The 22,254-nt window shown below is 57.0% G+C and carries 17 protein-coding genes; 9 read left to right on the top strand and 8 right to left on the bottom strand.

Going from position 1 to position 22,254, the window contains the following annotated elements:
* The first annotated feature begins 59 nt into the window (after positions 1-59).
* The 3 genes from IE099_RS15935 to IE099_RS15925 all read left to right on the top strand — a co-directional run bounded on the left by IE099_RS15935 (position 60) and on the right by IE099_RS15925 (position 3,429).
* Entirely contained in the window at positions 60-1,397 is a 1,338-nt protein-coding gene (locus IE099_RS15935; RefSeq protein WP_189571992.1) for an LptF/LptG family permease, read from the top strand.
* 64 nt (positions 1,398-1,461) lie between these two features.
* The gene (locus IE099_RS15930) at positions 1,462-2,196 is read left to right on the top strand and encodes a hypothetical protein (protein ID WP_189571989.1); all 735 of its coding nucleotides are present in this window, start codon (positions 1,462-1,464) and stop codon (positions 2,194-2,196) included.
* A gap of 105 nt (positions 2,197-2,301) precedes the next feature.
* A complete protein-coding gene (locus IE099_RS15925; RefSeq protein ID WP_189571986.1) occupies positions 2,302-3,429 on the top strand; it encodes a D-2-hydroxyacid dehydrogenase in 1,128 nt (375 codons plus the stop codon).
* Between the two features lie 3 nt (positions 3,430-3,432).
* Here the strand turns inward: IE099_RS15925 and IE099_RS15920 are convergent, their stop codons facing one another.
* From IE099_RS15920 to IE099_RS15895, 6 genes are all read right to left on the bottom strand, one after another.
* Positions 3,433-4,113 (bottom strand): MerR family transcriptional regulator, encoded by a 681-nt coding sequence (locus tag IE099_RS15920; RefSeq protein ID WP_189571983.1) that lies wholly within the window; start codon positions 4,111-4,113, stop codon positions 3,433-3,435.
* Between the two features lie 152 nt (positions 4,114-4,265).
* Entirely contained in the window at positions 4,266-5,489 is a 1,224-nt protein-coding gene (locus tag IE099_RS15915) for a porin (protein WP_189571980.1), read from the bottom strand.
* Positions 5,489-6,223 (bottom strand): DUF4956 domain-containing protein, encoded by a 735-nt coding sequence (locus IE099_RS15910; protein ID WP_189571976.1) that lies wholly within the window; start codon positions 6,221-6,223, stop codon positions 5,489-5,491. The genes IE099_RS15915 and IE099_RS15910 overlap by 1 nt, the downstream gene beginning before the upstream one ends.
* 6 nt (positions 6,224-6,229) lie before the next feature.
* Positions 6,230-6,946 carry a polyphosphate polymerase domain-containing protein gene (locus IE099_RS15905; RefSeq protein WP_189571973.1) on the bottom strand — a complete coding sequence of 239 codons (717 nt, stop codon included), beginning with the start codon at positions 6,944-6,946 and terminating at the stop codon, positions 6,230-6,232.
* Positions 6,947-7,236: 290 nt separating this feature from the next.
* Positions 7,237-7,956 (bottom strand): alpha/beta fold hydrolase, encoded by a 720-nt coding sequence (locus IE099_RS15900; protein WP_189571970.1) that lies wholly within the window; start codon positions 7,954-7,956, stop codon positions 7,237-7,239.
* Between the two features lie 78 nt (positions 7,957-8,034).
* The gene (locus IE099_RS15895; RefSeq protein WP_189571967.1) at positions 8,035-10,530 is read right to left on the bottom strand and encodes an OmpA family protein; all 2,496 of its coding nucleotides are present in this window, start codon (positions 10,528-10,530) and stop codon (positions 8,035-8,037) included.
* Positions 10,531-10,888: 358 nt separating this feature from the next.
* Here IE099_RS15895 and tgt point away from each other — a divergent pair, with 358 nt between their 5' ends.
* The 4 genes from tgt (at position 10,889) to IE099_RS15875 (ending at position 18,506) form a co-directional block, all read left to right on the top strand.
* A complete protein-coding gene (tgt, locus tag IE099_RS15890) occupies positions 10,889-12,013 on the top strand; it encodes a tRNA guanosine(34) transglycosylase Tgt (protein ID WP_189571964.1) in 1,125 nt (374 codons plus the stop codon).
* Complete coding sequence (yajC, locus tag IE099_RS15885) at positions 12,010-12,372, top strand: preprotein translocase subunit YajC (RefSeq protein WP_189571961.1); 363 nt, start codon at positions 12,010-12,012, stop codon at positions 12,370-12,372. Before tgt ends, yajC begins: the two co-directional genes overlap by 4 nt.
* A gap of 44 nt (positions 12,373-12,416) precedes the next feature.
* Positions 12,417-14,846, top strand: coding sequence for a protein translocase subunit SecD (gene secD / locus IE099_RS15880; RefSeq protein ID WP_189571958.1), 2,430 nt, complete (start codon positions 12,417-12,419; stop codon positions 14,844-14,846).
* A gap of 315 nt (positions 14,847-15,161) precedes the next feature.
* Positions 15,162-18,506 (top strand): LamG-like jellyroll fold domain-containing protein, encoded by a 3,345-nt coding sequence (locus IE099_RS15875; RefSeq protein ID WP_189571955.1) that lies wholly within the window; start codon positions 15,162-15,164, stop codon positions 18,504-18,506.
* A gap of 42 nt (positions 18,507-18,548) precedes the next feature.
* Here the strand turns inward: IE099_RS15875 and IE099_RS15870 are convergent, their stop codons facing one another.
* A complete protein-coding gene (locus IE099_RS15870) occupies positions 18,549-19,451 on the bottom strand; it encodes an alpha/beta fold hydrolase (protein WP_189571952.1) in 903 nt (300 codons plus the stop codon).
* Positions 19,452-19,670: 219 nt separating this feature from the next.
* Here IE099_RS15870 and IE099_RS15865 point away from each other — a divergent pair, with 219 nt between their 5' ends.
* Together IE099_RS15865 and IE099_RS15860 are read left to right on the top strand one after the other, a co-directional pair.
* The gene (locus tag IE099_RS15865; protein WP_189571949.1) at positions 19,671-20,342 is read left to right on the top strand and encodes a hypothetical protein; all 672 of its coding nucleotides are present in this window, start codon (positions 19,671-19,673) and stop codon (positions 20,340-20,342) included.
* 86 nt (positions 20,343-20,428) lie between these two features.
* A complete protein-coding gene (locus IE099_RS15860; protein WP_189571946.1) occupies positions 20,429-20,998 on the top strand; it encodes a hypothetical protein in 570 nt (189 codons plus the stop codon).
* A 98-nt stretch (positions 20,999-21,096) separates the two neighbouring features.
* On the opposite strand, the gene rsgA is transcribed toward IE099_RS15860, so the two are convergent.
* On the bottom strand, positions 21,097-22,200 hold the full coding sequence (gene rsgA, locus IE099_RS15855; protein ID WP_189571943.1) for a ribosome small subunit-dependent GTPase A: 1,104 nt from the start codon (positions 22,198-22,200) through the stop codon (positions 21,097-21,099).
* Between the last annotated feature and the right edge of the window lie 54 nt (positions 22,201-22,254).

Raw genomic sequence — 22,254 nt, 5'->3', positions numbered from 1 at the left:
TTGAACTTTTCTGCTCTTCCCTTTCGCAAAGTTCTCCTTTCAACTTCCAGAGGACTCACGTGCGTTTTCTTTCTTTTATTATCCTTCTGGTTCTTGGACTGGCGGCGGGATTTTTTCTCGCTCCTTTCGAAGAGGAGTCGGTGCGCAATTACCTCATCGGCTTCCCCAATGCGGATGCCGAGTTGCATGGCCTGCGACCGTGGGCAGTGGTGGCCCTCTGTCTCGTGCCGGCGCTGGGGGCGCTTTGGTATTCCTTTGCCTCCATTCTGGACCGGTATCTCTTTCGAAAGACGCTGATCGCCTTTCTCATCACCACCTTTGGCTTCCTGCTGTTGTTCGTTCTGATGGACTTTCAGGACTCGATGTCGGATCTGACCAAGGCGGCCAATCCCAAGAAATTCCTGCCCACCTACTATGCGGTTCTTCTTTCGCAAACAGTGGTCCTCCTGCTGCCGTTTACGATTTTGCTGGGGCTGCTCTATTCGCTGGGGCAGCTCTCGGCTTCGCGGGAGATCATTGCCTTTACCCAAACGGGGCGGGGAATCTTCCGCCTGCTTCGGCCTCTCGTGGTGTTGGGCATTTTGCTTTCGCTGACTTCCTTCTTTCTCAACTTCCACATTGCGCCCTGGGCCCGGGGCTATCGGGAGGCGCTCCTGAAGTCTGCCAGCAAAGGCGAGACGGAACAGGCCTCCAACGTCATGCACCACAATCCGGTCGATAGACGGCTCTGGTTCATCGGCGGCTTTCCCTATGATCTGAGTGGCAATAGCCCGCTGGTGGATGTGCAAATCAGCACCCGCAACCCGGACGGTTCACTGAAGAGCCGACTGAAATCCCCGCAAGTGACCTGGGATCGTGAGACCGGAGACTGGATTTTCTCCAAACCGACCCGGCTCCTGGTGCAGAGTGAGCCCACTGCTGATTATGAGAAAAATCTCCCCGAGCCACTGATTCTATCCGACTGGCCGGAAACTCCATCGCAGCTGATTCAAGAAGGCCTCGATGCCCGCTATCTGGGGATTCCGGGGATTCAGGACTGGTTGAGGAACAACCCCGATCGGAATACTTTTCTCTCAAGATCCTTCGAGAGCCAGTATCACTATCGCTGGGCCCAGCCTTGGCTGTGTTTGGTCACGGTGCTCTTGGCGGCCCCCCTGGGGATTAGCTTTGCGCGCCGGGGCCGGGGAGGCACGGTGGCAGTCGCGGTCATCTTGTCCGGGCTGATGCTCTTTTGCGCGGAGGTCTTTCTCGCATTCGGGGACTCGGGACGAATTCCGGCGATTCCCGCCGCTTGGGCTACCAATGGCATCTTTCTCCTGGTTGCCCTTGCCCTCATTCAACGGCGATTGAAAGGCCGCCCCATCTTCCAGACGATTCGCAAGTGCTTCGGGAGCTGACGCATCTCGAAAAATTCTTGAATTGATGCGTTTCGTATCGGAAGCACACTCCCAGCCCTTACCCATGGTCGAAAAATACTCCATCAAGTCCCGCTCCCATTGCTGCCACGTAACTGGCGAAGCCTTCGTGGAAGACCAGCCGTTTATCGCAGCGATCTTTCCCGATCCGGAGGCATCCGGCTATCTGCGTCTCGACTACTCGATGGAAGCCTGGGAAGCGCGCGATGAAGAGACCGAGCCCTTCTCGTTCTGGCGCTCGCACTACAAACCACCAGTGCAGGAGGAAAAAGCCCAGGTCACGCCACACGATCCCGAATCTCTTTTTGCGAAGCTGGTAGAGGACGACGAAGAGCACACCGAAAATGCGCGCTTCATTTTGGCCGCAATGCTGGAGCGGAAAAAAATCATCCGCGAGACCGACACGCAACAGCTTCCCACCGGCCTGCTCCGCATCTACGAGCATCGCAAGAGCGGAGACGTTTTCATCGTCAAAGATCCTCAAATCGCGCTCGCTGACGTGGAGAGCATTCAGGAGGAGGTCCAACAGTTGTTAGATCCTGAAAAGTATGCCGAGAACCACCCCTCGGAAGAATCTGCAGCGGAGGAAGGCAAGACCGCAACCGACGATAGCGGTGAAGAAGCTCCCGCAGAAGAGGCCACTACTCACGAAGAGGAAAGTCAGGAAGCCCCTCCCGAAACAGCCGATGAACCAGAGGAGTACGATGAGGGAGATCAGACCGCTGATCTAACAAACGAGACCGAAGACTCCGGTGAGGACTCCGACGACGAGGAAGAATGACCAACGGCTCCTTTAAAGAGCCCCTCTACCCTGTAGATCCTAATCCTTTCATAGGAGGAAAGAAGCTTTGCGACCGGGCGTATTGCTGGGTTAACTCGTGAAGTCATGAAAGCCAATCTGCGCCAGCTCGCCATCTTCTCCCTCGCCTTCGCGGGGCCTCTGTCTCTCTCCATCGCGGATCCCGCACAACCCGCTACGGACCAGGCTCTTGCTGAAGAGCTTGGCTCCCTTCGCAATGCGCAAGTTGCGATTGAGCAAACCTCGCCCAAGAAAGAGCTAACCTACTTCGCCGGTTCACTATCCGAAGAGGAGAAAGAGGTGTTGGCCAAGGTTGCCCCGAATCTGCGCATCGTCTCAGGCCTTGGTAAAGAGGAGGCTCTTGCCCGTGCCGAAGAAGCACACGGAGTGGATGCCCGCTTCGCCAATCCCGAATTTCTCACAAAAGCCACCAATCTCCGTTGGGTGCAGGTGCAAAGCGCGGGAGTGGATCGCTATCTGTCCATCGAGCCACTGATGAAAAATGACGACATCGTGCTCTCTAACTTTCGCGGCGTCCATGGGCCCGCGATCGCCGACCACGCGATGGCGATGCTGCTTTCCCTGACCCGCAACATCAAGCACTACACTGCCAGGCAAGAAGAGGAGCAATGGCGACGCGGACAGACACCGAACAAGTCCATCGCCCTCGAAGGCAAAACCATGCTCGTCGTCGGCTTGGGCGGGATTGGTTCCGAGATCGCCCAACGTGCCAACGGCTTCGGTATGCGTGTGATTGGGACCCGTCGCAGTGACTCCCCCTCCCCCGACTACATCAAACAAGTCGGAAAACCCAAAGACCTCCTCGCCATGCTTCCGCAAGCTGACGTCGTCGCCTTGGCCGTTCCGCTCACACCCGAGACCGAGAACCTGCTGAACAGCGAAGCCTTTGCCGCGATGAAGGATGGCACCTACCTGATCAATATTGCCCGTGGTAAAATCGTCAACACCAACGCGATGTTGGAAGCGCTAAAATCGGGCAAGCTTGCGGGTGCCTGTCTCGATGTCACCGATCCGGAGCCACTCACCAAGGGGCATCCTCTCTGGAAAGAAACCAACGTGATCATCACACCGCACATCGCGGGCCAGTCGGAGGTCACCAACGAGCGTCGCTCGGCTCTCACGGTGGAAAACCTTCGGCGTTTCGCTGCTGGTGAGCCCCTGCTGAATGTAGTCGACAAGGTCGCGGGCTACTAAGCCCTACTCCTCCACGGAGTGACGTCTTCTTCTTGCTCTCCTTCGTTGAAACTCACCTCGAAGGGCAAGCGAGAGCTTCTCCTGTAGCTCCATAGCTTCTTCCGGCGTGCCGGGAGGTCTCACTCCGCGCTCGACATGGATCTCGATTCCCGGCGCGACCATCAATCGGACCCATGTGCTACTGAGCTCACCTGGCCCGCAACCGCCTGCCTGTTCGCTGGCCATCTTCTTGGCCGCAAAGGGGCCCATCTCAAGGAATTCTTCATATTCCGCATCGGTTTTCCCCGCGAGCATCTCGCGAATCAATGGAACCCGAAAGCCATCCGCCAACATCACGCGGGTAAGAACCGCTTGGAGAATATGGCGGTAGCGGTAGCGCGCTTCCTTGCCCTCCTTCTCCGGCGGATCGATGATTTCCTTTGCTTGATAGTGGCGCACCGTGCGTTCACTGAATTCCGAGGTCACGCGCGCATCCCGAGGCGGACCAGGCGCGAGATAACGCTCCGCGATCTCGTTCACCCGCTCCACGAACTTGGGGAGAGGAAGTGAGGGATCGTCTTCCTTCACCTTTGCCAGACGTTTTCTCACCACCCCCTTTGACTCTCGTGCAACCTTGAAAGCCATCTTGCGTGTCGCACATTTCTTGCCCATTGGGGACTTCTTCTCAGCTGTTTTCTTTTTCATCACCGCAACAATAACACAAATATTGTCACTGACAACAAAATGCCGACAATGTTAGAACACGAATTCCTCGAGTCAGGAGATTGTTGGACGAACCGCCCCAAAGCGCCCAACCTCGTTTCCCTCCCCAATTTTGGTGAAAGAGAGTGCCTCTGTTAGAAACTGGTTCGAAATGCCAAGAAGGTAGTAATGGCATCCAAGTTCCCATCGGGCGTTTGCAAATCATCATATTGCACTCCGACCATCACTCGGCTTTCTCCCTTCCAGGGATGGAAATTCAAGCCGAGGTAGGCAGAGAAATGCTCATCACCGCGCCCATTGTTCACCTCGGCAGTTCCCGCATCGTGGAAGGGAATCAGATAGCGGTCAGCCAAACGAATCCCCTCGCTCTCATCAGAGATTTGGTACTGGGCCTGGCCAACCAATTGGAGACGGTCCTCCAAAATCCAACACCAAGGAGTAAAAACCGCGCCATAGAAGGCCCCTTGTCTGTCCTCGTCAAAGACCTGGTTCCGAGCATCACCATTGTCTCCCATTGCCAGGTTGAAGGACATGCCGAAACGCTTTTTCTCATAAAGCACACTCAGAGAGGTCACCCAGTCGTAGCCCAATGCTTCATCCGGTCCCTGCCCCTCATTGATGATACCATCAATCAGCAGCGTCCACTGCTTGCTGAGGTCCCATTGCAGACTGCCGTAGTAAAAGTGCCCGTGATTCCAGCTCCCGACAAAGTCACTTCGGTCGTGGCTGAATACTCCGAGGTTCAAGGTAAAGTCATCTTTCTCCGCGCCGAGCAGGAAGCCCGTGCGACGGGAGCCCTCACCCCGGATTCGATTGGAAAGAGCCGAGCGCTCGACCGTGATGAGTTCGTTGGAAGAGCGATGCGCCTCATAACCCACCCGCACCTTTTGACGCCCGTAAGTGAATTCGAGTTCATCGAGAAAAAGTAAATCGAACAACTTGTCGACCGAGAGGCGAAGATAGGCGTTCGCATAGTCCTCCACCCCCATACTCAGATCCCCGTCTTCGTAGCGCTCGTCGTCCACCAGATTCACCCCCACACTCACCTCAAAGGCTGTTAGAAAATCAATCTCGGTCCCCACTCTGAAACGGCGGAACTCCTCAAAGTCCCCACTGAAACCGTTTCCGTCCGTATCGTTACCGTCCACCCACGCTGCCTGATAGTGAGCCCGACCTTCGACCTTCACCGAACTGATCCACGGATTGTCCTTATTCTTATAGAGCTGCCCCTCCGCAAGATCGGCCCAGAAATTTCCTTGGGATTGAGGCTCTGATGAAAGAGATTCCGCGAATTCCAGCTCTCCCGCCACAGTGAGAGTGGCTGCCGACAGATAGGCTAAGAACGAGGAACGGGCCATCACGCGTCGAACTCCCTTCCAGTCGGCACGATCACCACCCGATTATTGCCACAGGCCTGCTGCAGGCTCTCCAGGAACTCGCTCATATTGGCATCGGCCTTGGTCTGCACCCCATAGCGCAGCTCGGTCATCATCCCCGCCTGCACTGATGAAACGCGAAGAAGGTCGCTCTTCTCCGCGAAGCGCTCGAAGATTTCTTTGAATGAGTCTTCAAAATTCACGTCCGCCGAAACACGTATATTGATCAGGTGGGACGCCTTGCGGGGAGCGAAGGCATCGAAACGGGTGAGAAGGTAGATCGCCAGATTGACAATCACAGTGATGATGACCGCCATGGCATAAAAGCGAGCTCCCACCACCATCCCAATTGCCATCGCGAAGAAAACAAAACCAAGATCCCGCGACTGCCCCAGGTTGCGGCGAAAGCGAATCACCGAAAAGGCTGCAAACATGCCAAACGCCACAGCTCCATTCCCGCTGACCACCATGATGAGGATGGTGGTGACCATTCCGATCATTATCAGAGTCTGGACAAAATCCTGCGAATACCGTGAACCCCGGTAAGTAAGACGATAGACCAGAGCGATGAAAAGGTTGAGAGCCAGGCTCAACAGCATGGCAAGAACGACCTCGCCCGCATCAGGAATCGAAATCGTTACCAAGTCACCCAAATGCTCAATGAGAGCATCTGGTTCATCGGGAACGGGCGAGTTACTAACAACATTTTTAAACATATACTTTTAGGAAACTACTAAAGTGGATTTTTCATATTTATGATCCAAGGCGATCATAAATTTACTGAAGCTCTGTGGGATGAGGTGATACTTGGCAATCAAGAGACGGAACCAATAGGGAACCGGGCCGATGGACTTCACTTCCAGAATCCCCTGATTGGGTTCCAAGAGCTGGACGGGTTCGCCGTAGCCATCAGGCGTGGGATATCGACAGGTCAGGTCCCGGTCCAAGGTCACCCGAAACAGACTCTCCGGACCTTCATCAAAGGCATAGCGATGATAGCGAATCCGCACGACAGGGCGGCAGCTCGGCTCGGCGATGAGATTCTGGATCTCGTTCAACACCTTCTGGTCCGCTGCCCCCTCACGGACAGGCAACTGGCGTTCGACGATCTCTCCCAATTCATCTTGATCCAAAAGCACCCTCCTCTTCACCGAGTCGCCATCCACCTTGTGCTTCACTTCGATAAAAACCGTCGGCTGTCGCTCGCCACTTTCATCCCCATAGACCCGGGTGCGGACTCGACGGCGGCTGGGAGCTCCAAGCTTCTTTTCCCAATATTTGGACCGGCGCTCATCATCGAAATATTCCGATTCAATCTGGTAACCGTTCTCCGCGCCTTGATCACTCGGCAAATGCTCCGCCAATTCTTGGCAAAAGGACTCCATAATTCCTGAACGCAGTAAAAACTTGTATTCGTTACGAGCTTGATTGGCATTCATTTGATATCAATTCGCCTTTCGAGGGAATACGAGACCTGCCACTTTTTAGCAAGGTCTTCATCCTATGACATCCTCGAAAATCGAACAGGCAATCAAGCAAAAACAAGACCGGAAAACAACCCTAAAAGACTGAGGTTCAATTTTTTGAAGGAAACTAACAAAACATTAGAATCGAGATTCAAGTAACTATAACGACACGAGGACGCCAAGTCTTAGAGAATAATTTCTAACAATGTAAAGAATAGGTTAAGACCCTTTGCGCGAAACCCTGGGACTCCTTCGGAAGCGAGTCAGGAATCGCGGAACTCCTTCACCGCCAATAGAAAGTCTTCGGGCTTTTCCCAAGGCAAGCGATGACCGCAGTCGAAAGTTTTGTGCGTCGCATTGGAAAGTTTCTCCACGGCCTCTTGCGCCAGGGAAGTGAACTTTTCATCGCTCGAGCCTGTCAGCCAGAGAACGGGACAAGTCATTCGGGGCATCACTTCCAACAGATTGTCCTGCTTGCCCAACGACCATTCCATAAAGGAGCGCGCGATGGCCCTCCGGCGATTGACCAGTCTTTCCCGGGGGTCGGGCTCCGGCCGCTGGAAGGCCGAACTCAGGACGCTTTGCTCGTCCCACTTTTTCAGGAATTGGCCCCAGTCACCGGTCAGGGCAAGCGCGGCCCATTCGGCATCGTTTACCATCCGGCGGAAACGTTCCTCCTGTTCTGTTAGACCTGGATGAGCAGACACGATGACCGCCCTGTCCCAGAGCTCAGGGTCATCCAGCAGGGCATGAAGCGCGAGACGCCCGCCCATGGAATAACCAATCAGAATATTCTTTTCCGCTCCCGCAGCCCGGACTTCCGCATTGAAGGCTGCGGCCCAATCGGAAAGCCCAATCCCTTCGCACTCCAGAAACCGCCAGAGCTCAACCGCGCGACAAAACTCACCCTCCGCAGCTAGCGCGGCAGAAAACGGCTCCCAGTCGCTCGCCAAACCAACCGCTCCATGAAGACACCAAATCACAGCCGGAGTTGAGAGGAGGATAAGACCTTTGCCGAGATCAAACTCGGTAGACTTTCAATCAACGGCAGACAGGGCTCTCTACTTCAGAACCTTAATCTCGACCCTGCGATTCTGCTGACGTCCCTCGTCGGTATCGTTGCTCGCCTGGGGCTCCGAGTCGCCGCAGCCGAGCACAAGAGTGAAGCGCTCTTCCTCGATTCCATTCTCAACCAAAAAGTCCCGCAGCCCGAGTGCGCGGTCCTCGCTCAACTTCATGTTCCCCTCCTTGCTTCCCAAGTTGCAGGTATGCCCCTTGATTGAAAATTTGGCATCGGGATAAACTTCGAGCACTTGTCGGGCCTCGGAAAGCACCCGCTGCTGCTGGGCCACCACATTGGCGGAGGCCAGCTGATAGCGGACTGGCTGAATTTCGATGAAGCGCTCGCGCAGAGCTTCCGCTTCCTTAACGAGCATTTCTTGCCCGAGTTGCAGCTTGCCCAGCTCGCGGCGGGCGTTCTGCAACTCGGCCTCAGACTTTCCCAAAGCCGCCTTTCCGGCTTCGGCATCAGCCTTGGCTTTCGCTTCTGCGGCTTGTCGTTCTTTCTCGACCTGCTGCACCCGTTTTCGCGCTTGCTCCAACTTGGCTTCTTCTGCCTGGAGTTTTTTCTGCAGAACTTCCAATTCAGCTTCAGCGGCATCACGGGCCACCATCGCCTTCTGAGCTTCCTCGCCGCCATCGGCAGACTTCGCCTTCAGCTCGAGGTAGGACTTCTGCAGCTTTTCAAAATCGCCCAAAGTCGCAATCAAAGTGCCCTCCAGCTCTTGCTGCGCAACAGCCAGTCTTCCCAGTTGCTGCTCCAGGTTCTTCACCTGCAACTCCTTCTCGGCGGCTCTGGCCTGTGCTTTCTGATTCTCGGCCGCAGCCTTGCGGGCCACTTCCAAATCCTTACGGGCTTGCAATAACAGCCCTTCCAACTCGGACGCTTTGTTCTTCAAGCCTTCAGACTCCTTGCGTGCCGCCACTAGATTCTTGCTCGTTTCGGCCAATTCCTGTTGAGCGGCGGCGTGCTGTTCCTTGGATTGCTTGAGCTCTTCTTTCAGAGCCGCCAACGCCTTGGCATCCTGCTCTTTTTGACTTTGGTAAGTCCCCACCTCTTTCTTGAGGTTGGCGAACTCACTCTTGAGTTTGCCCAAGCCAGTTTTCAACTCGTCCTCGCGCTTCTTGGCGAGCCCAAGCTTATCCTGGAGCCCTTTGGCCAATTTCAACTGTTCGGCCAGGCGCTCGTCTTCCTTCTTGTCCTTGCCCACCGATTTCTCCAGTTGCTTCTGACAATCCGCGAGCTTCTTCTCGAGCCCCTTAATCTTTTTCTGCAATCCTCCCCGCTGGTTTTGCCAACTCTTGGAAAGACTTTCAGCTTCGGTAGCCAGTGCGTTCAGGACCTGATTCTTCTCCGACAAGCGGGATTCCAATTGGCGGACCCGCTGGTCCCGGGTTTTCACATCCTTGTTTGTCGATTGATAGAGATCACGCATGGCATCGAGCTCACGACGGGAATCCTCGCGCTCCTTCCGCCACTCCATGGCCAGACGAGCGGCATCGCTACCGAGCTCCTCCAGCGCCTTGGTCTTTTGAGTCAAGCCGAGACGGAGAACTTCGGTTTGCTTGCTTTCAAAGCCTTTCACCCCAAGCTCGCCTTCCAATTCAGCCAGCTTCTTGCTCATCTCGGCGACTTGCGCTTCCAATTCGTCACGCTCGCTCTGCCAGGACTTGGCGAGGCGGGCAGTGTTGGCCACTGCGGCTTGCGCTTCCTTGATTTGAGCGGCACGGACGGCTTTCTCAGTTTTGCTTTGCCATGCGGCGACAGATTCTTCCCACGCAGCGGTCTGGGTCGCGACCGCCTGCTCGACGTCCCGAATCTCACCCTGCAATCGCGTGCGCTCTTCCTCCCATTCCGCAGCCAGGCGGGCGGTATTGGCGACAGCATCCTGCGCCTCCTTCATTTGGGCAGAGCGCACCGCATTTTCAGTTTCCTTTTGCCAGGCTTTCACGGACTTCTGCCAAGCCTCGTTGTCGCGCACCCGAATCAGTTCGGACTCTTCCAGCTTGCGGATGGCGGCGTCGCGTGCCTCTTCGGCGACCATCAGCTTGCGCTCCCATTCGCCTTGTCGCTTGCCGAAGTCGGCTTGCAGAACGGCGAGCCGCTTTTGAAATTCCTGTGTCGATTTGGCGCGCTCTTTCTCCATCTGGTTCACTTTGGCAACCATGGCCTTCTCGCGCTCAGCGAAAGAGCCCCGTTCCTTTTGCAAAGTTTTGGCCATCTCCTGATGGGCGGTCTTGAGCTGATTGCGCAGCTCTTGTACCGTCTTCCCCGCTCCTTTGGCGTTTGCATTCTCCAAACGGGCAGCAGCCTTGCCGCGCAACGCCTCATCCAGTTCGACGCGAAGCTTGTCGATCTCGGCAGTTGCTTTCTGATAGTCCTCAACAGGCACGATCCCAATCATGGGTTGCTCGTGCCCATCATCGAAACAGGTCAATACCGTTGATTGACCGAAGGCGAGATTGGCGCCCGCAAGTAGTAGAAACACCTTCTTCATGATGACGGAGGATCCTAGATGGCGCAGGGGCAAGCAAAAGAGAAAGACGCCAAGATGACTGAGAAAGAACTTTAGTTTTCTTAACGAAAAACTATCGCTTCGCAAGTTCGCCAAACATAAGCAGTTGAGTAGAAAACTCTTGGAACTCTTTACACAAATTCCTCGAATCCCCTGTCAAAAGCGTCCCCCATGATTTGCGAGCGGATTAAGCTTGGCCCCACTCTTTTCAAAGAGACCTGAGAGCAAACGAGCCCCTCAACCTAGCGACTCCAGATCAAACCGCGCGCAGCTTTTCCGCCTCTTGGTCTGATTCCCTCTGGACAGCGCCCCCACTCCAACCGACTCTGCGCGCTCTTTTATGTTTCGCCTCGACGCCACCGACCCTGATTCCAAAGCCCGGGCAGGAACCCTGACCACGGCCCACACCGAGATCGAGACCCCCGTCTTCATGCCCGTGGGCACCCAGGGCTCGGTCAAGACTCTCCATCCCCGCGAGCTGAAGGACGAGCTGGGCGCGAAGATCATCCTCGGCAACACCTATCACCTGTGGCTGCGCCCGGGCACTGATATCATCAAGAAGATGGGCGGTCTCCACGGCTTTGCGGATTGGCCGAACGCGCTTTTGACCGATTCGGGCGGTTTTCAGGTCTGGTCTTTGGCCAAGCTGCGCAAGATTTCGGAAAAAGGAGTAACTTTCCAATCCCATCTCGATGGCTCGAAGCTGGAATTGACGCCCGAGACCTCGATGGAGATCCAATCCATCCTCGGCTCGGACATCGCCATGCTCTTCGACGAATGCCCGCCTTATCCCTGCGAGCGGGTTTATGCGGAAGAGTCCACCGCCCTGACCAGCCGCTGGGCCGCCCGCTGCAAGCAATGGGTGGAGGAGAACCGTGCATCCACGGGCCCCCAGCAACACTTTGGCATCGTGCAGGGGTCCTGCTACCCGGACCTGCGCGAACGCTCCGCGAAAGATCTCGTGGACCTCGACTTTGACGGCTACGCGATTGGCGGAGTCTCCGTCGGGGAGCCCGAAAAGGAGATGTTCGCCGCCATCGACAACGCCGAACCCTTTCTACCCAAAGAAAAGCCCCGCTATGCCATGGGCCTGGGCACCCCGACGCAAATCCTCGAGATGATCGCTCGTGGGGTCGACATGTTCGACTGCGTTCACCCCACCCGATCGGCACGTCACGGGCTGGCCTTCACCGCCGATGGACCGATCCATATCAAGAACCTGAAATACGCCGACGACCCCCGTCCGCTGACTCCGGATTGCCATCCTCACCTCGCCGGATTCTCGCGCGCCTACCTGCGACACCTCTTTAAAGCAGGCGAAATCCTCGCTTTAAGATTGCTTTCGTTCCACAATCTTGATTTCTACCTTCGCCTGACTCGCGACGCGCGAAAGGCCATTGCGGCAGGCGAATACACTGCCTTCCGCGAGGACTTCACCGCTCGCTACCAAGCAAAAGCAAAATGACTTCCACTCTCGACTCTCTGTTCCTCCTCGCTCAAGGCGGCGGCGGCAACCCTCTCGCCGGTCAATTTGTCCCCATCATTCTGATGGTGGCGATGTTCTACCTCCTCCTCATCCGCCCCCAGCAAAAGGCCCGCAAGGAACTGCAAGCGCGCATCGACTCTTTGGAAAAGGGCGACAAGGTGATCACCACCGGTGGCATGCACGGCACCGTCCACCAGATTTCCGAGAAGACCGTCACTCTCAAAGCAGGCGGCGACAATGTCTTCCTGACCTTCGACAAGCCTTCAGTCGCCTCGGTGATTAAGCTGAAGTCGGAAAAAGCCGCTTCGTCGAAAGACACCAAGACGGACAAGAAGTAGTCTTCCCCGCCCGTCCTCCATCCAATTTTCATTAGCAACACTCCATGAACCCCTACATTATCTTCTTCGTCGGCCTCCTGATTCTAGGCCTCCTTTTTGCCTACTTTGCGGCTGAAAAGGACAGAAACAAAAAGAAAATCGGCACGTTGGTGACGATCGTTCTGGTCGGTTTGTGCGGCCTCGCAATGAAGACCGAGGGCCTCAAGTCCGGTATCGACCTGAAGGGCGGCTCCGCCTTCACCGTCCGGGTTGACCCCAAGAAGGACGAGCAGACCGGACAACCCGTCCAAGTCACTCCCCAAGACCAGCAAACCGCGATTCAGGTCATCTCCAAGCGCCTCGACCCCGATGGCGTCAAGGACATGACCATTCAGGCCCAAGGCGACGACCGCATCACGATCGAGATGCCCGGCACCACGGAAGAAGAGGCCAAGGAAATCGCTGAAATTCTTCAAAAGCAGGCCGTGCTGAATTTCCGCGCGGTTCACCCCGACAACGCGACCTTGGCATTCCAAGTCGAATCCGGTGCAGCCACCCGCCCTCCCGGTTACGAGCTTCTCCAAGAGCCAGTTCGTGACGAAGACGGCAAGCCGGTCACTGAACCCATCCTTGATGATGAAGGCAATCCGGTTCTCAACAAAGCTGGCAAGCCAGCGACCACTCCCGTCACCAGCCCCATTCTCGTCAAGCGCCGCGTGGAGGTCAAAGGCTCCCAGATTAAGTCTGCTTTCCCTGACTTCTCCCGCCCCGGGGTCATGAACATCGTTCTGACCAAATCAGGTGGCGAAGCGATGCGCAAATACACCGCCAACATCGTTCCCGGACGCGACCGCATGGCCCACGTCCTCGACGGTAAGGTCCTCAGTGCCCCGGGCTTCCAAAGCAAAAACCTCGGAGCACAATTCATCATCACGGGCATTTCTGGCGGAACCGCCGAGGTCGAGCGCCTCTCGCAGCAGTTGATGAACCCGCTCGAAAACCCCCTCATGATTGAGGAACAGCGTCAGGTCTCCGCCCGTCTTGGAGCCGCAACCATCAAGCAAGGAATCTACGCCGGAATCGCCGGTCTCCTGCTCACATTGGTTTTCGTGACCATCTACTACCGCTTCGCTGGTATCGTCGCGCTGCTCGGACTGGTGGTGAACATCGCGATTCTCTTCGGAGCGATGGCCATGTTCGGCTTCACCTTCACCCTGCCTGGTATCGCTGGTATCATTCTGACCATCGGGGTTGCGGTTGATGCCAACGTGCTGATCTTCGAGCGCCTCCGCGAGGAGCTGGCCGCTGGCAAGTCGGTGAGCGGAGCGATTAAGTCTGCTTACGAAAAGGCCTTTTCCGCGATTTTCGACGCCAACATCACCACCCTGATTACCGCGCTCATTCTCTTCTGGCGCGCCTCCGGCACGGTCAAGGGTTTCGCCATTACTTTGACCATAGGTATTCTGGCTTCCATGTTCGCCGCTCTCTTGGTGACCCGGGTTCTCTTCTGGTGGTTCCAAGATGCCGGCGCGGTGAAGAAGCTTAGCTTCCTCAATCTCGTTCCCGACCGCACCATCGATTTCCTTTCGAAAGGGAAAATCGCCTTCTTCATCTCCGGCGGCCTCATCATCCTTTCCCTCGTCATGGGAGGCATCAAGCGCGAGAACGCACTTGGTATCGACTTCCTCGGTGGCGCCCTGACCCGCTTCGAATTGGGCGACAAGGAGATTCCGGTTCCCGAGGTGCAAGCTTCGGTGGAGAAGCTCACGCTCGACAAGATTCCCCAGGTGCAAGAGGAAAAATCCGCTTCCGGCTTCTCGCTGGCCGTTCGTTCCTCCGAGAAGGATGTCCCTGCAGTCGTGGCCCAGTTGCGGGAGACTTTCCCCCAGCTCGCCGAGATTGAGTATTCCACCGAGAACGTCTCCTCTTCCTTGGGGGCAGACTTCCTGAAGAACTCCCTCATCGCCCTCGGCATCGGCTTGGTCGGCATCCTGATTTACATCACCTTGCGATTCGAGTTCTCCTTCGCCCTCGGTGCCTTTGTGGCCCTAGCGCACGACGTCATCATCTGCGTGGGCATCCTGATGCTACTGGGTCGAGAGTTCTCGCTCATTCACGTCGGTGCCATTCTGACCATCGCCGGTTACTCCATCAACGATACCATCGTGGTGTTCGACCGGATTCGGGAGCAACTCCAACTGCGGAGCGGCGACATCTCGGTCATCATGAACGAGGCCATCAACGCCACACTCTCCCGGACCATCCTCACTTCCGCAACGACCTTCGTGGCGGTCTTGGTCCTCTTCATCTTCGGTGGCTCCGCAATGCGCGACTTCGCCCTGGCGATGATGATTGGGGTGATTGTCGGAACTTACTCCTCCATCTTCGTAGCTGCCCCAGTGGTCGCCTGGTGGTCGAAGAAGCGCGGCACCAACCTGCGCGCCGAGGTCATCGACGCTCAGCTCGAAGCCCAGGTGATGCCTGGCAAAGGCTAGGCCGGAAACCTTTTTTCCCTCTTCAAAAGAGCAGGTGACGCCCGTCGCCTGCTCTTTTTTTGGTTCATGGCGAGCGCTGCAGGCTGCTGGCAAAACGAGATTCTTCCCATTCAAAGCAGATTTGTTGGGCAAGGGACTCCTCCACCGGTCGTTATCTCCTAGCGCCTTACAATCAGAAGTTCGGAGCATCCGTTCGAACAACAGTCGGCAGTCGTTCGTCCTTGCTCCCTGCCTTCTGTGCCCAAAAAACCCATCGGGCAATGTTCTGGCCAAACCTCGGATTCCAGCACGCTGGCATCCGTCTTTATTCCAAGCATGAACACGAACATAGCCCGGGCTGCCAGCGCAGCTCTTACGATCAGCTGCCTCTATGCGGAGCCCTCCCAGCCTCAAATCTCCGAGGGTTGCGACTGCTGCTTCCACCCTTCTGCGGCAAAAAGCGTCACCAACCACGCCCCCGCGGCTGAGGAGCATCTCCTGGCTCTCCCCGACGGACTGCCCGAATCCTTTACTCTGCAGGTTCCCTTCGAAGGCGAGATGCTGACCCTGCGTCTGGAAAAGAATGAGATCTTTGGCGAAAACACGCGATTCCTGATCGCTGGCGCAGGCGGACAAATCACCGAAATCGACCCCGGCCCGGAGCGCTCCTATCTCGGCACCGTGGCCGAGCATTCCGACTTTGCGGTCAACGCGGTTCTCTTTGAAGAGGGGCTCATCGCGAACATCATTCGCCCTAGCGAAGAGCCAATCACGGTGAAGCCGGTCGAAAATGCACCCGCTCGCTCGCTTCACTCTATTCAACTGGAATCCGGCAGCGACCGCACCGCCAGCGCGCCCCAGGCGGCCACTCTTTCCACCACCGGAAGCTCGCCAGTGCAGGATGGTCCGGAAGAAGCGCAGTCCCTCGGCCCCATCATGAACTCCGTGTTCGTGATGTCCCTCGGGAGCTCCGCTCTCCCCTCCTCGACCGCCACCCTCCCGCCCTCCCGCGTGATGGAAATTTACGAATACGAGATCGGGGTCGAAATCGGGTCGAGGGCGTTCCTGTCCGACACCTACAATAGCAATCTCGCCACCGCGCAAGCCTCCGCCCAATCCGTCATCGGCAATTTGGACGCCCGCTATTTGCGCAGCGCAGGCATCAAGCACCGCCTCGGCACCGTCATGATTCGCACCGACGCCGCGACCGACCCCTTGCGCGACTCCGTCACCGCCACCGGGGGAGCCGCCAATGCCAGCAGCAGCTTGAGCGCCTTCCGAAACTACTGGAACAGCAACGCGGCCGAAGTCGGAAGCACCCACGATCTGGCGGTCTATCACGTTCGCTCAAATCCCTCCGGACTCGCCTACGTCAACAGCGTGGGCACGAGCAGTCGTTACGCGACCTGCGGCGGCAATGGGGCAACCAGCTGGGCGGACGGCACCTTGGCCCACGAATTCGGACATTCCTGGAGCCTCGGGCACTATGATTCGAACAAAGGCACCTACTACGAATCCAAGCCCCGCAGCAATAGCGGCTCCAATTCCGCGGGCGGCAGCGACGTCTTCGTCTGTGTGATGCACGGCGGCGGCGACCACAACATCGGCCGCCTATCAACCGGTGAAGCGAATCAAGTCTACAACGTGCGCCAGGGCAAACGGAACCACGGCACTCTCGTCACCAACCCCGGGCCCATTCCTCCCTTTGGCCACCGCGATGAAGCAACGGCCTCCGGAAGCCCCATCAACATCGACGTCGTGGCCAACGACTACGACGGGAACAACGACATCCTCGATGTCCGGCTCCTCGATACCGTTAGCCAGAAGGGGGCCTCGATCAGCTTGTCGGCAGGAACCGGGCCCGGCGGGCGCAACGAGATCACCTACACGCCTCCCGCCAACTTCAGTGGCAACGACTTCTTTCACTACACCGTCTGCGACACCACCGGCCGCACTGACTGGGGCGCGGTCTATGTCTCCAACATTCCCCCCGCCACCGTCGACCTCAGCCGGACCAAGTATTTCTACGATATCGGAACCTTCGACTCCCCCCTCTTCACCAATAGCGCCGACCCCTACGAACGTATCTCTGATGTCTCGTCGGGAGATTTCGGTTTTACCAGCGCGGGGCCCAACCCAGTGGAATCCCGCGATCGGGGAAACATCTCGGGAGTCAATGAGATGAACCGCGATCACATTCGCATGCGCTCGCCGGGTACTTTTCATCATAAACTGGCGCGCGGAATCTATAACCTCCTTTTCACCATTGGAGACGCCACCGAGAACAGCAACTCCATCCGTCTCACTGCTGAAAGCGCCCCCTCTCTCACAACTGGCAATCACACGCCCGCCACCTTTACCAACTACACCATCAACAACGTCCGCGTGGAAGACGGGGAGCTGAATGTCGATATCGAGAACCTGGGATTCTCATCCAACATCACTCGCATCGTCATCATCCGGGTCGGCGACGTCGACGATGACGATTTGCTCGACCTCTGGGAGCTCCAGCACTTTGGCGATATCACCACCACCTCCGGCTTGCCAAGTGAAGACGCCGACGACGATCTGCTCACCGACCTCGAGGAGCACAATGCGGGAACCGATCCCAACAATCCCGACACCGATGGAGATACCTTGAGCGATGCCGATGAAGTCCTCTTCTACCTCACTGATCCCACCCTCGCCGACTCGGACTCCGACGGCTTTAGCGACGCCACCGAACTGGCCTATCGCGTCAGCCCCCTCGACCCGGCGAGCAAGCCGAGTATCCCAAACCTCGTAGCCTACTATCCCTTCGACGAGGCCACCGGCACCACCGCCAAGAACTTCGGCTCGGCCGGCAGCGCTGCGGATGGCGAGCAAAATCAAGGAACAATCGGCTGGACCACCACGGGCCAGATGATTGGCTCCAGCAGCCTCGACCTCGACGGGTCCTCCTCGCTGGTGGCCGGCAGTGCCATCCCCTCCAGCGCCACCGAGTTCACCATCAGTCTCTGGGTCAATCCCGACACCGATGGCGGCTTCAAGGGCATCTTTGTCGGTCGCGACAACCCGGGCAACTGGGGCATCAACATTGAGAACTCGCACGCCGATGTTCGCTACGCCAATAGTGCCGGGACCAGTCTCGGGGTGGATACTCCGAACACCGATCCCATCGAAGCCACGGGAGGCTGGTATCACGTAGCCCAGACTTGGAGCAGCACGGGCTCCTCCACTACGGGCAAAGCATATCTCAATGGCAACCTGGTCGGCACCACCACCTCGGCGCGAACCGATTTCACCCAGCCGACCCTTGGATTCCTCATCGGGGACGACAACTGCTGCGGAGGGCGGGAGTTCAATGGCCAGATCGATGACCTGGCGGTCTTCACCCGGGCTCTCACAGATGACGAAATCGCCAACGCCTTCACCGCTGGTCAGACCGGCGGCACCATCATTGCCTCGCTGGCCCCGGTATTCCCCTCCCCGCTTCCCAGCGACCTCACAATCGATCCGCAAACGGGGAACGTACACTTCAGCTTCGATACCGATCCCTTCGGCACCTATCGAATCTACCGCTCGCCGAACCTCATCAACTGGACTTTGCTCGATACCGTATTGGGTGACGGCACCCCGTATCCCTATATCCATGTCGATGGATTCACCGACGATCCCGTTCAATTCTATCGCGTGGAATAGCCTGCTCTTGAGCATCGCCTGGCGAATCCATTCAATACCCCATCACGGTGCCACGGATTCGCTAGCGTTTTTCGTTTGGGGATAAAGACTTTCCAACACGCCACTCGGGGCCCGCATGATGATGGAATAGTGCCCTTCGCCGGGAAAGAAGCGGGTGGTGGCATTCGGGATCCAGGAGGCGTATTCTTTCACCATGGAGAAGGGAATATTCTTATCTTCTTCCCCGTGCCAGAACTCGATGGGGACGGTGATTTTGGAAAAATCGATTCCCCAATCCGACGTGTAAACATCGCCATCGATCTGCACGCCCGCAGTGCCCGGCGCGATGCCTTCGCGAAAGCTGCGGGTCACGCTTTCGAAGTTATCATTGCCATTGAGCGCCTCGCGATCGGCATCCGCGGTCCACTTCATCACCCACGACATGGGCGGTTCGTCAGGTCGATATTGCGAAATCCAATTCGACATCTTGAGTATACCCGGAATCAAAAAGGGAGCGTGGGGACGAATGCGCAGAAGCGCGCGATAGGGCCACATCATCTCCGAGCGATTGGGAAATTGGGCCAGCGGAGGCGCCCCACAAACCACCGCGCCCTGGGTCACCCTTTCCGGCAAAGCCGCAGCCATTGCCACCGCATAGGGCCCGCCGCCCGAGACCCCCATGACGGGAAACTGGTCCCAACCGAGATGGTCCGCCAACTCCTCCACCACCGGCGGCCAGTCGACCAGAGTGCGCCCGGGTTGCAGATCCGATTGACCCACGCCGGGTCGGTCGGGGGCGATGAGCCGGACTCCTTTTTCCAAACAAAGAGCGTGCAGCTGGAATCCCTGCAAGCGCGACGAAGGCCAACCGTGGAAATACATCAGAGGCCGACCTTCTGGATCTCCATAGTCGCCATAGCAAAGCCGGCGGCCACTCTTCAGGGACAGGAAGCAAGTTTCATTCACGATGAAAAAGTAGCACACCCTCAGCCAACCGAATAATCGAAGTTCCCAATCCCGACATTGATTCAGGTGATAGTCTGAAACCCAGCCCCCACAGTCGCGAGCGCTTTTTATGAATGAAAAACAGCATTTCCTTCGTTTTCTTTTCAGATCCCTGTGAACAAATTCGCATCCGCGCGCGTCTGTGGTAAGCAGTTCGGCAAGACGGACCCCCTCTCTCAAATGAAAACGATCACTTTTCTACTCACCCTTCTCGTTTCGCTCAGCTCGGCTTGGGCGGGACCCATCCTCAATTTGGATCGCCTTGGCGAACAGCTTGGCGGCTGGGAGGCCAAAGGAAACCGGGCAGCCGACTACGAGCGCTCGGGCTCCAAGTACCGCAGCTGGAAGCCGGAAGTGACCCCCATGTTGGACGGAGGGCTCTTCATCTCCATGCGTATCGACCACCTGCGCGGTCTCTTTGCCTCCGATGACCACGCTTCCTTGCAGGTCACCTTGGACAGCAAGGGCAACATCGTCTCGGCGCAATCGTCCATGGCTTTTCAAGGGCAAAAGATCACCTCGGACGCCATTCGGCTCGGGGCCGACGCAGGAACCGAGGTTATGGGCGTGCAGCAAGTGGCAAAGGTCGGCACCGATTTGCTGGCGGACCTTTCCTCCAAACTTCTGCGTGAAAATGTCGCCGAGCCCGGTCGGGTAACCTTCCCGGCAGTCATTCACCACAACTACAATCTCCTTTGCTTGGCCACCGGTCTGATTGGTGAACAACACCTGTCTGGCGAAGCGCCGCCGAAGGCCAAGGCCGCAAAACCCGAACAAAAGCCACTCAAAGTGGAAGGAGACAAGGATGCCAAAAAGACTGGCCAGAAATCATCCCTGTCGACTGCCTCCTAATTTGTATCGAGTTGAGATCTCGCGCTTGCGTCGACTCGTTTTTATGCGAATAATCTAGCATTAAGCGTCGTCAAAACACCGCAGATATGAAAATTCCGAATCTCTTTCCTACCCTTTCCCTCTCGATGGGAAGCCTTCTTCTCTTTTCGATGGTTTCCTGCACTCCATACCAGCAACAGGGGGCAGCGATTGGCGCCTTGGGTGGCGCGGGTTTAGGCGCGATTGCGGGCGATGACGGAGGAGATGTCGTTACTGGCGCCGCCCTCGGAGCGGCAGCGGGTGCGGGAGTTTCCGCCTACCGCGAAGAGCAACAACGTCGCGCGAGTCAGGGCTACAATAACAATTCTTACACCCCTCCGGCACAGCGGCCCAGCTACCAGCCACCTGCACCTACCACGACGCCAACTCCCAGCACTACCAGTCCTTCCCGGACGAGTGCCGGTGAATACCCGCTCGCAATGCCGGGGGTGAAGGCCAACACCGTCATCTCACCTTATCCTCCCTTCAATGTGCTCGATACCACGGGAGCCAAGAAGGGCGACAAGCTCTGCGATCCCTCGACCATCCCCATCGATCCCGCTACCGGAAAACAATACGTCAATCCCTCCACGGGGCTGCCAGATGTGAAGCGTGGCAAATACTTCATCGTCCCATAGTGGGTAAGACTTTCTCCGCGGGCCTGCCGCTTCCAAGCGGTCTGGCCTGCTGAAATTCGATTCTAACGAGCTCCGGCGAAGGGCGAAACCACGGCCCTCTACCAATCTCCGCGTTCTTCCTTATCAAGCTCGACCCGGTCCTCCCAGTTGCGGGCCTTGATCTTACGATCACGCTTTGCCCAGCGTTCAGTGGCCATTTGACGCTTCTTTTGGCGTCGCCGCAATTCCGCGATTTCGATTTCGAGATTGAGAAAGCTCTCATAGCGCGCCGGATCCAGCTCTCCGCTTTCAACTGCCGCAACAATGGCGCACCCCGCATCCTTTTCGTGACGACAGTCGGAGAAGCGACACTCCAGGGTCAGGTCTTCAATGTCAGCAAAGCTCTCCCGCAAGGTGGCTTCATCCGTCCACATCTGCACCTCGCGAATCCCCGGGTTGTCGATCAGCATCCCTCCCTCGGGTAAGAGAACCAGCTCCCGCCAACTGGTGGTATGCCGGCCTTTGCCTGTCACCTCATTGACCTCCCCGGTCAGCAAGTCATCGCGCTCCAGGAGCTGGTTGACCAAAGTCGATTTCCCCACTCCGCTGGAACCGACCAGCGCCATCGTCAGTCCCTCCGCGAGGTAATCCTTGAGCACCTCCAGCCCCGTTCCCTCCATCGCGCTGGCTCCCCGCACCTCAGCCTTGGGATCGAGCGCGTTGACCTCCGCGACCAAAGCCGCCATCTCCTCTTTGCTGACCAGATCCGCCTTATTCACCAGCAATACTCCCCGGGCTCCACTCTTCCCGATCAAGGTCAGATAGCGCTCCAAGCGCCGAATGTTGAAATCCGCGACCGCGTCGGTGACCACGACCACCACATCGACATTGGCTGCAATGACTTGTTCTTCTGAAGAATTACCAGGCATCTTTCGGGAAAAGGTTGTCCGTCGCTTCAAACGCGCCCGAATGATGTGCTCGTCGTCCTCACCCTGCACCTCCACCGCCACCCAATCACCCACTGCGGGCAAATCCGCGTCACAGGCCGCCTCGTGCCAAACCTTCCCCCCCGTCACGACCTCCAGCTCCTCGCCTCCTTCCAACCAGGCGCGAAAGTTGATTTTCGTCTCCTCGACCAGGCGGGCAGGCACCCAGCCTTTCTTCCGATACGGTGCAAACTGCTCCTCGAAAAAGTCGCTCCATCCTATTTCCTCCAAAGTCACTCCCGCAACAGTAACAAATTCGATGCGGCAGCAAAACCCTTTCGACTTGCTCTC

Source organism: Roseibacillus persicicus (assembly GCF_014651675.1).
GTDB classification, from domain to species: Bacteria; Verrucomicrobiota; Verrucomicrobiia; order Verrucomicrobiales; family Akkermansiaceae; genus Roseibacillus; species Roseibacillus persicicus.
Note: the sequence above shows the minus strand (reverse complement) of the source record. Positions and strands in the feature narration are given on the sequence as shown.

Bases quoted from the DNA above. Each gene is read 5' to 3' on its own strand.
- IE099_RS15920 (WP_189571983.1), bottom strand. From the start codon at position 4,113: ATGAAAAAGAAAACAGCTGAGAAGAAGTCCCCAATGGGCAAGAAATGT.
- IE099_RS15895 (WP_189571967.1), bottom strand. From the start codon at position 10,530: ATGAAGAAGGTGTTTCTACTACTTGCGGGCGCCAATCTCGCCTTCGGT.
- IE099_RS15865 (WP_189571949.1), top strand. From the start codon at position 19,671: ATGAAAACGATCACTTTTCTACTCACCCTTCTCGTTTCGCTCAGCTCG.
- IE099_RS15875 (WP_189571955.1), top strand. From the start codon at position 15,162: ATGAACACGAACATAGCCCGGGCTGCCAGCGCAGCTCTTACGATCAGC.
- IE099_RS15915 (WP_189571980.1), bottom strand. From the start codon at position 5,489: ATGGCCCGTTCCTCGTTCTTAGCCTATCTGTCGGCAGCCACTCTCACT.
- IE099_RS15930 (WP_189571989.1), top strand. From the start codon at position 1,462: ATGGTCGAAAAATACTCCATCAAGTCCCGCTCCCATTGCTGCCACGTA.
- IE099_RS15905 (WP_189571973.1), bottom strand. From the start codon at position 6,946: ATGAATGCCAATCAAGCTCGTAACGAATACAAGTTTTTACTGCGTTCA.
- IE099_RS15925 (WP_189571986.1), top strand. From the start codon at position 2,302: ATGAAAGCCAATCTGCGCCAGCTCGCCATCTTCTCCCTCGCCTTCGCG.
- secD (WP_189571958.1), top strand. From the start codon at position 12,417: ATGAACCCCTACATTATCTTCTTCGTCGGCCTCCTGATTCTAGGCCTC.
- yajC (WP_189571961.1), top strand. From the start codon at position 12,010: ATGACTTCCACTCTCGACTCTCTGTTCCTCCTCGCTCAAGGCGGCGGC.
- IE099_RS15860 (WP_189571946.1), top strand. From the start codon at position 20,429: ATGAAAATTCCGAATCTCTTTCCTACCCTTTCCCTCTCGATGGGAAGC.
- IE099_RS15910 (WP_189571976.1), bottom strand. From the start codon at position 6,223: ATGTTTAAAAATGTTGTTAGTAACTCGCCCGTTCCCGATGAACCAGAT.
- tgt (WP_189571964.1), top strand. From the start codon at position 10,889: ATGTTTCGCCTCGACGCCACCGACCCTGATTCCAAAGCCCGGGCAGGA.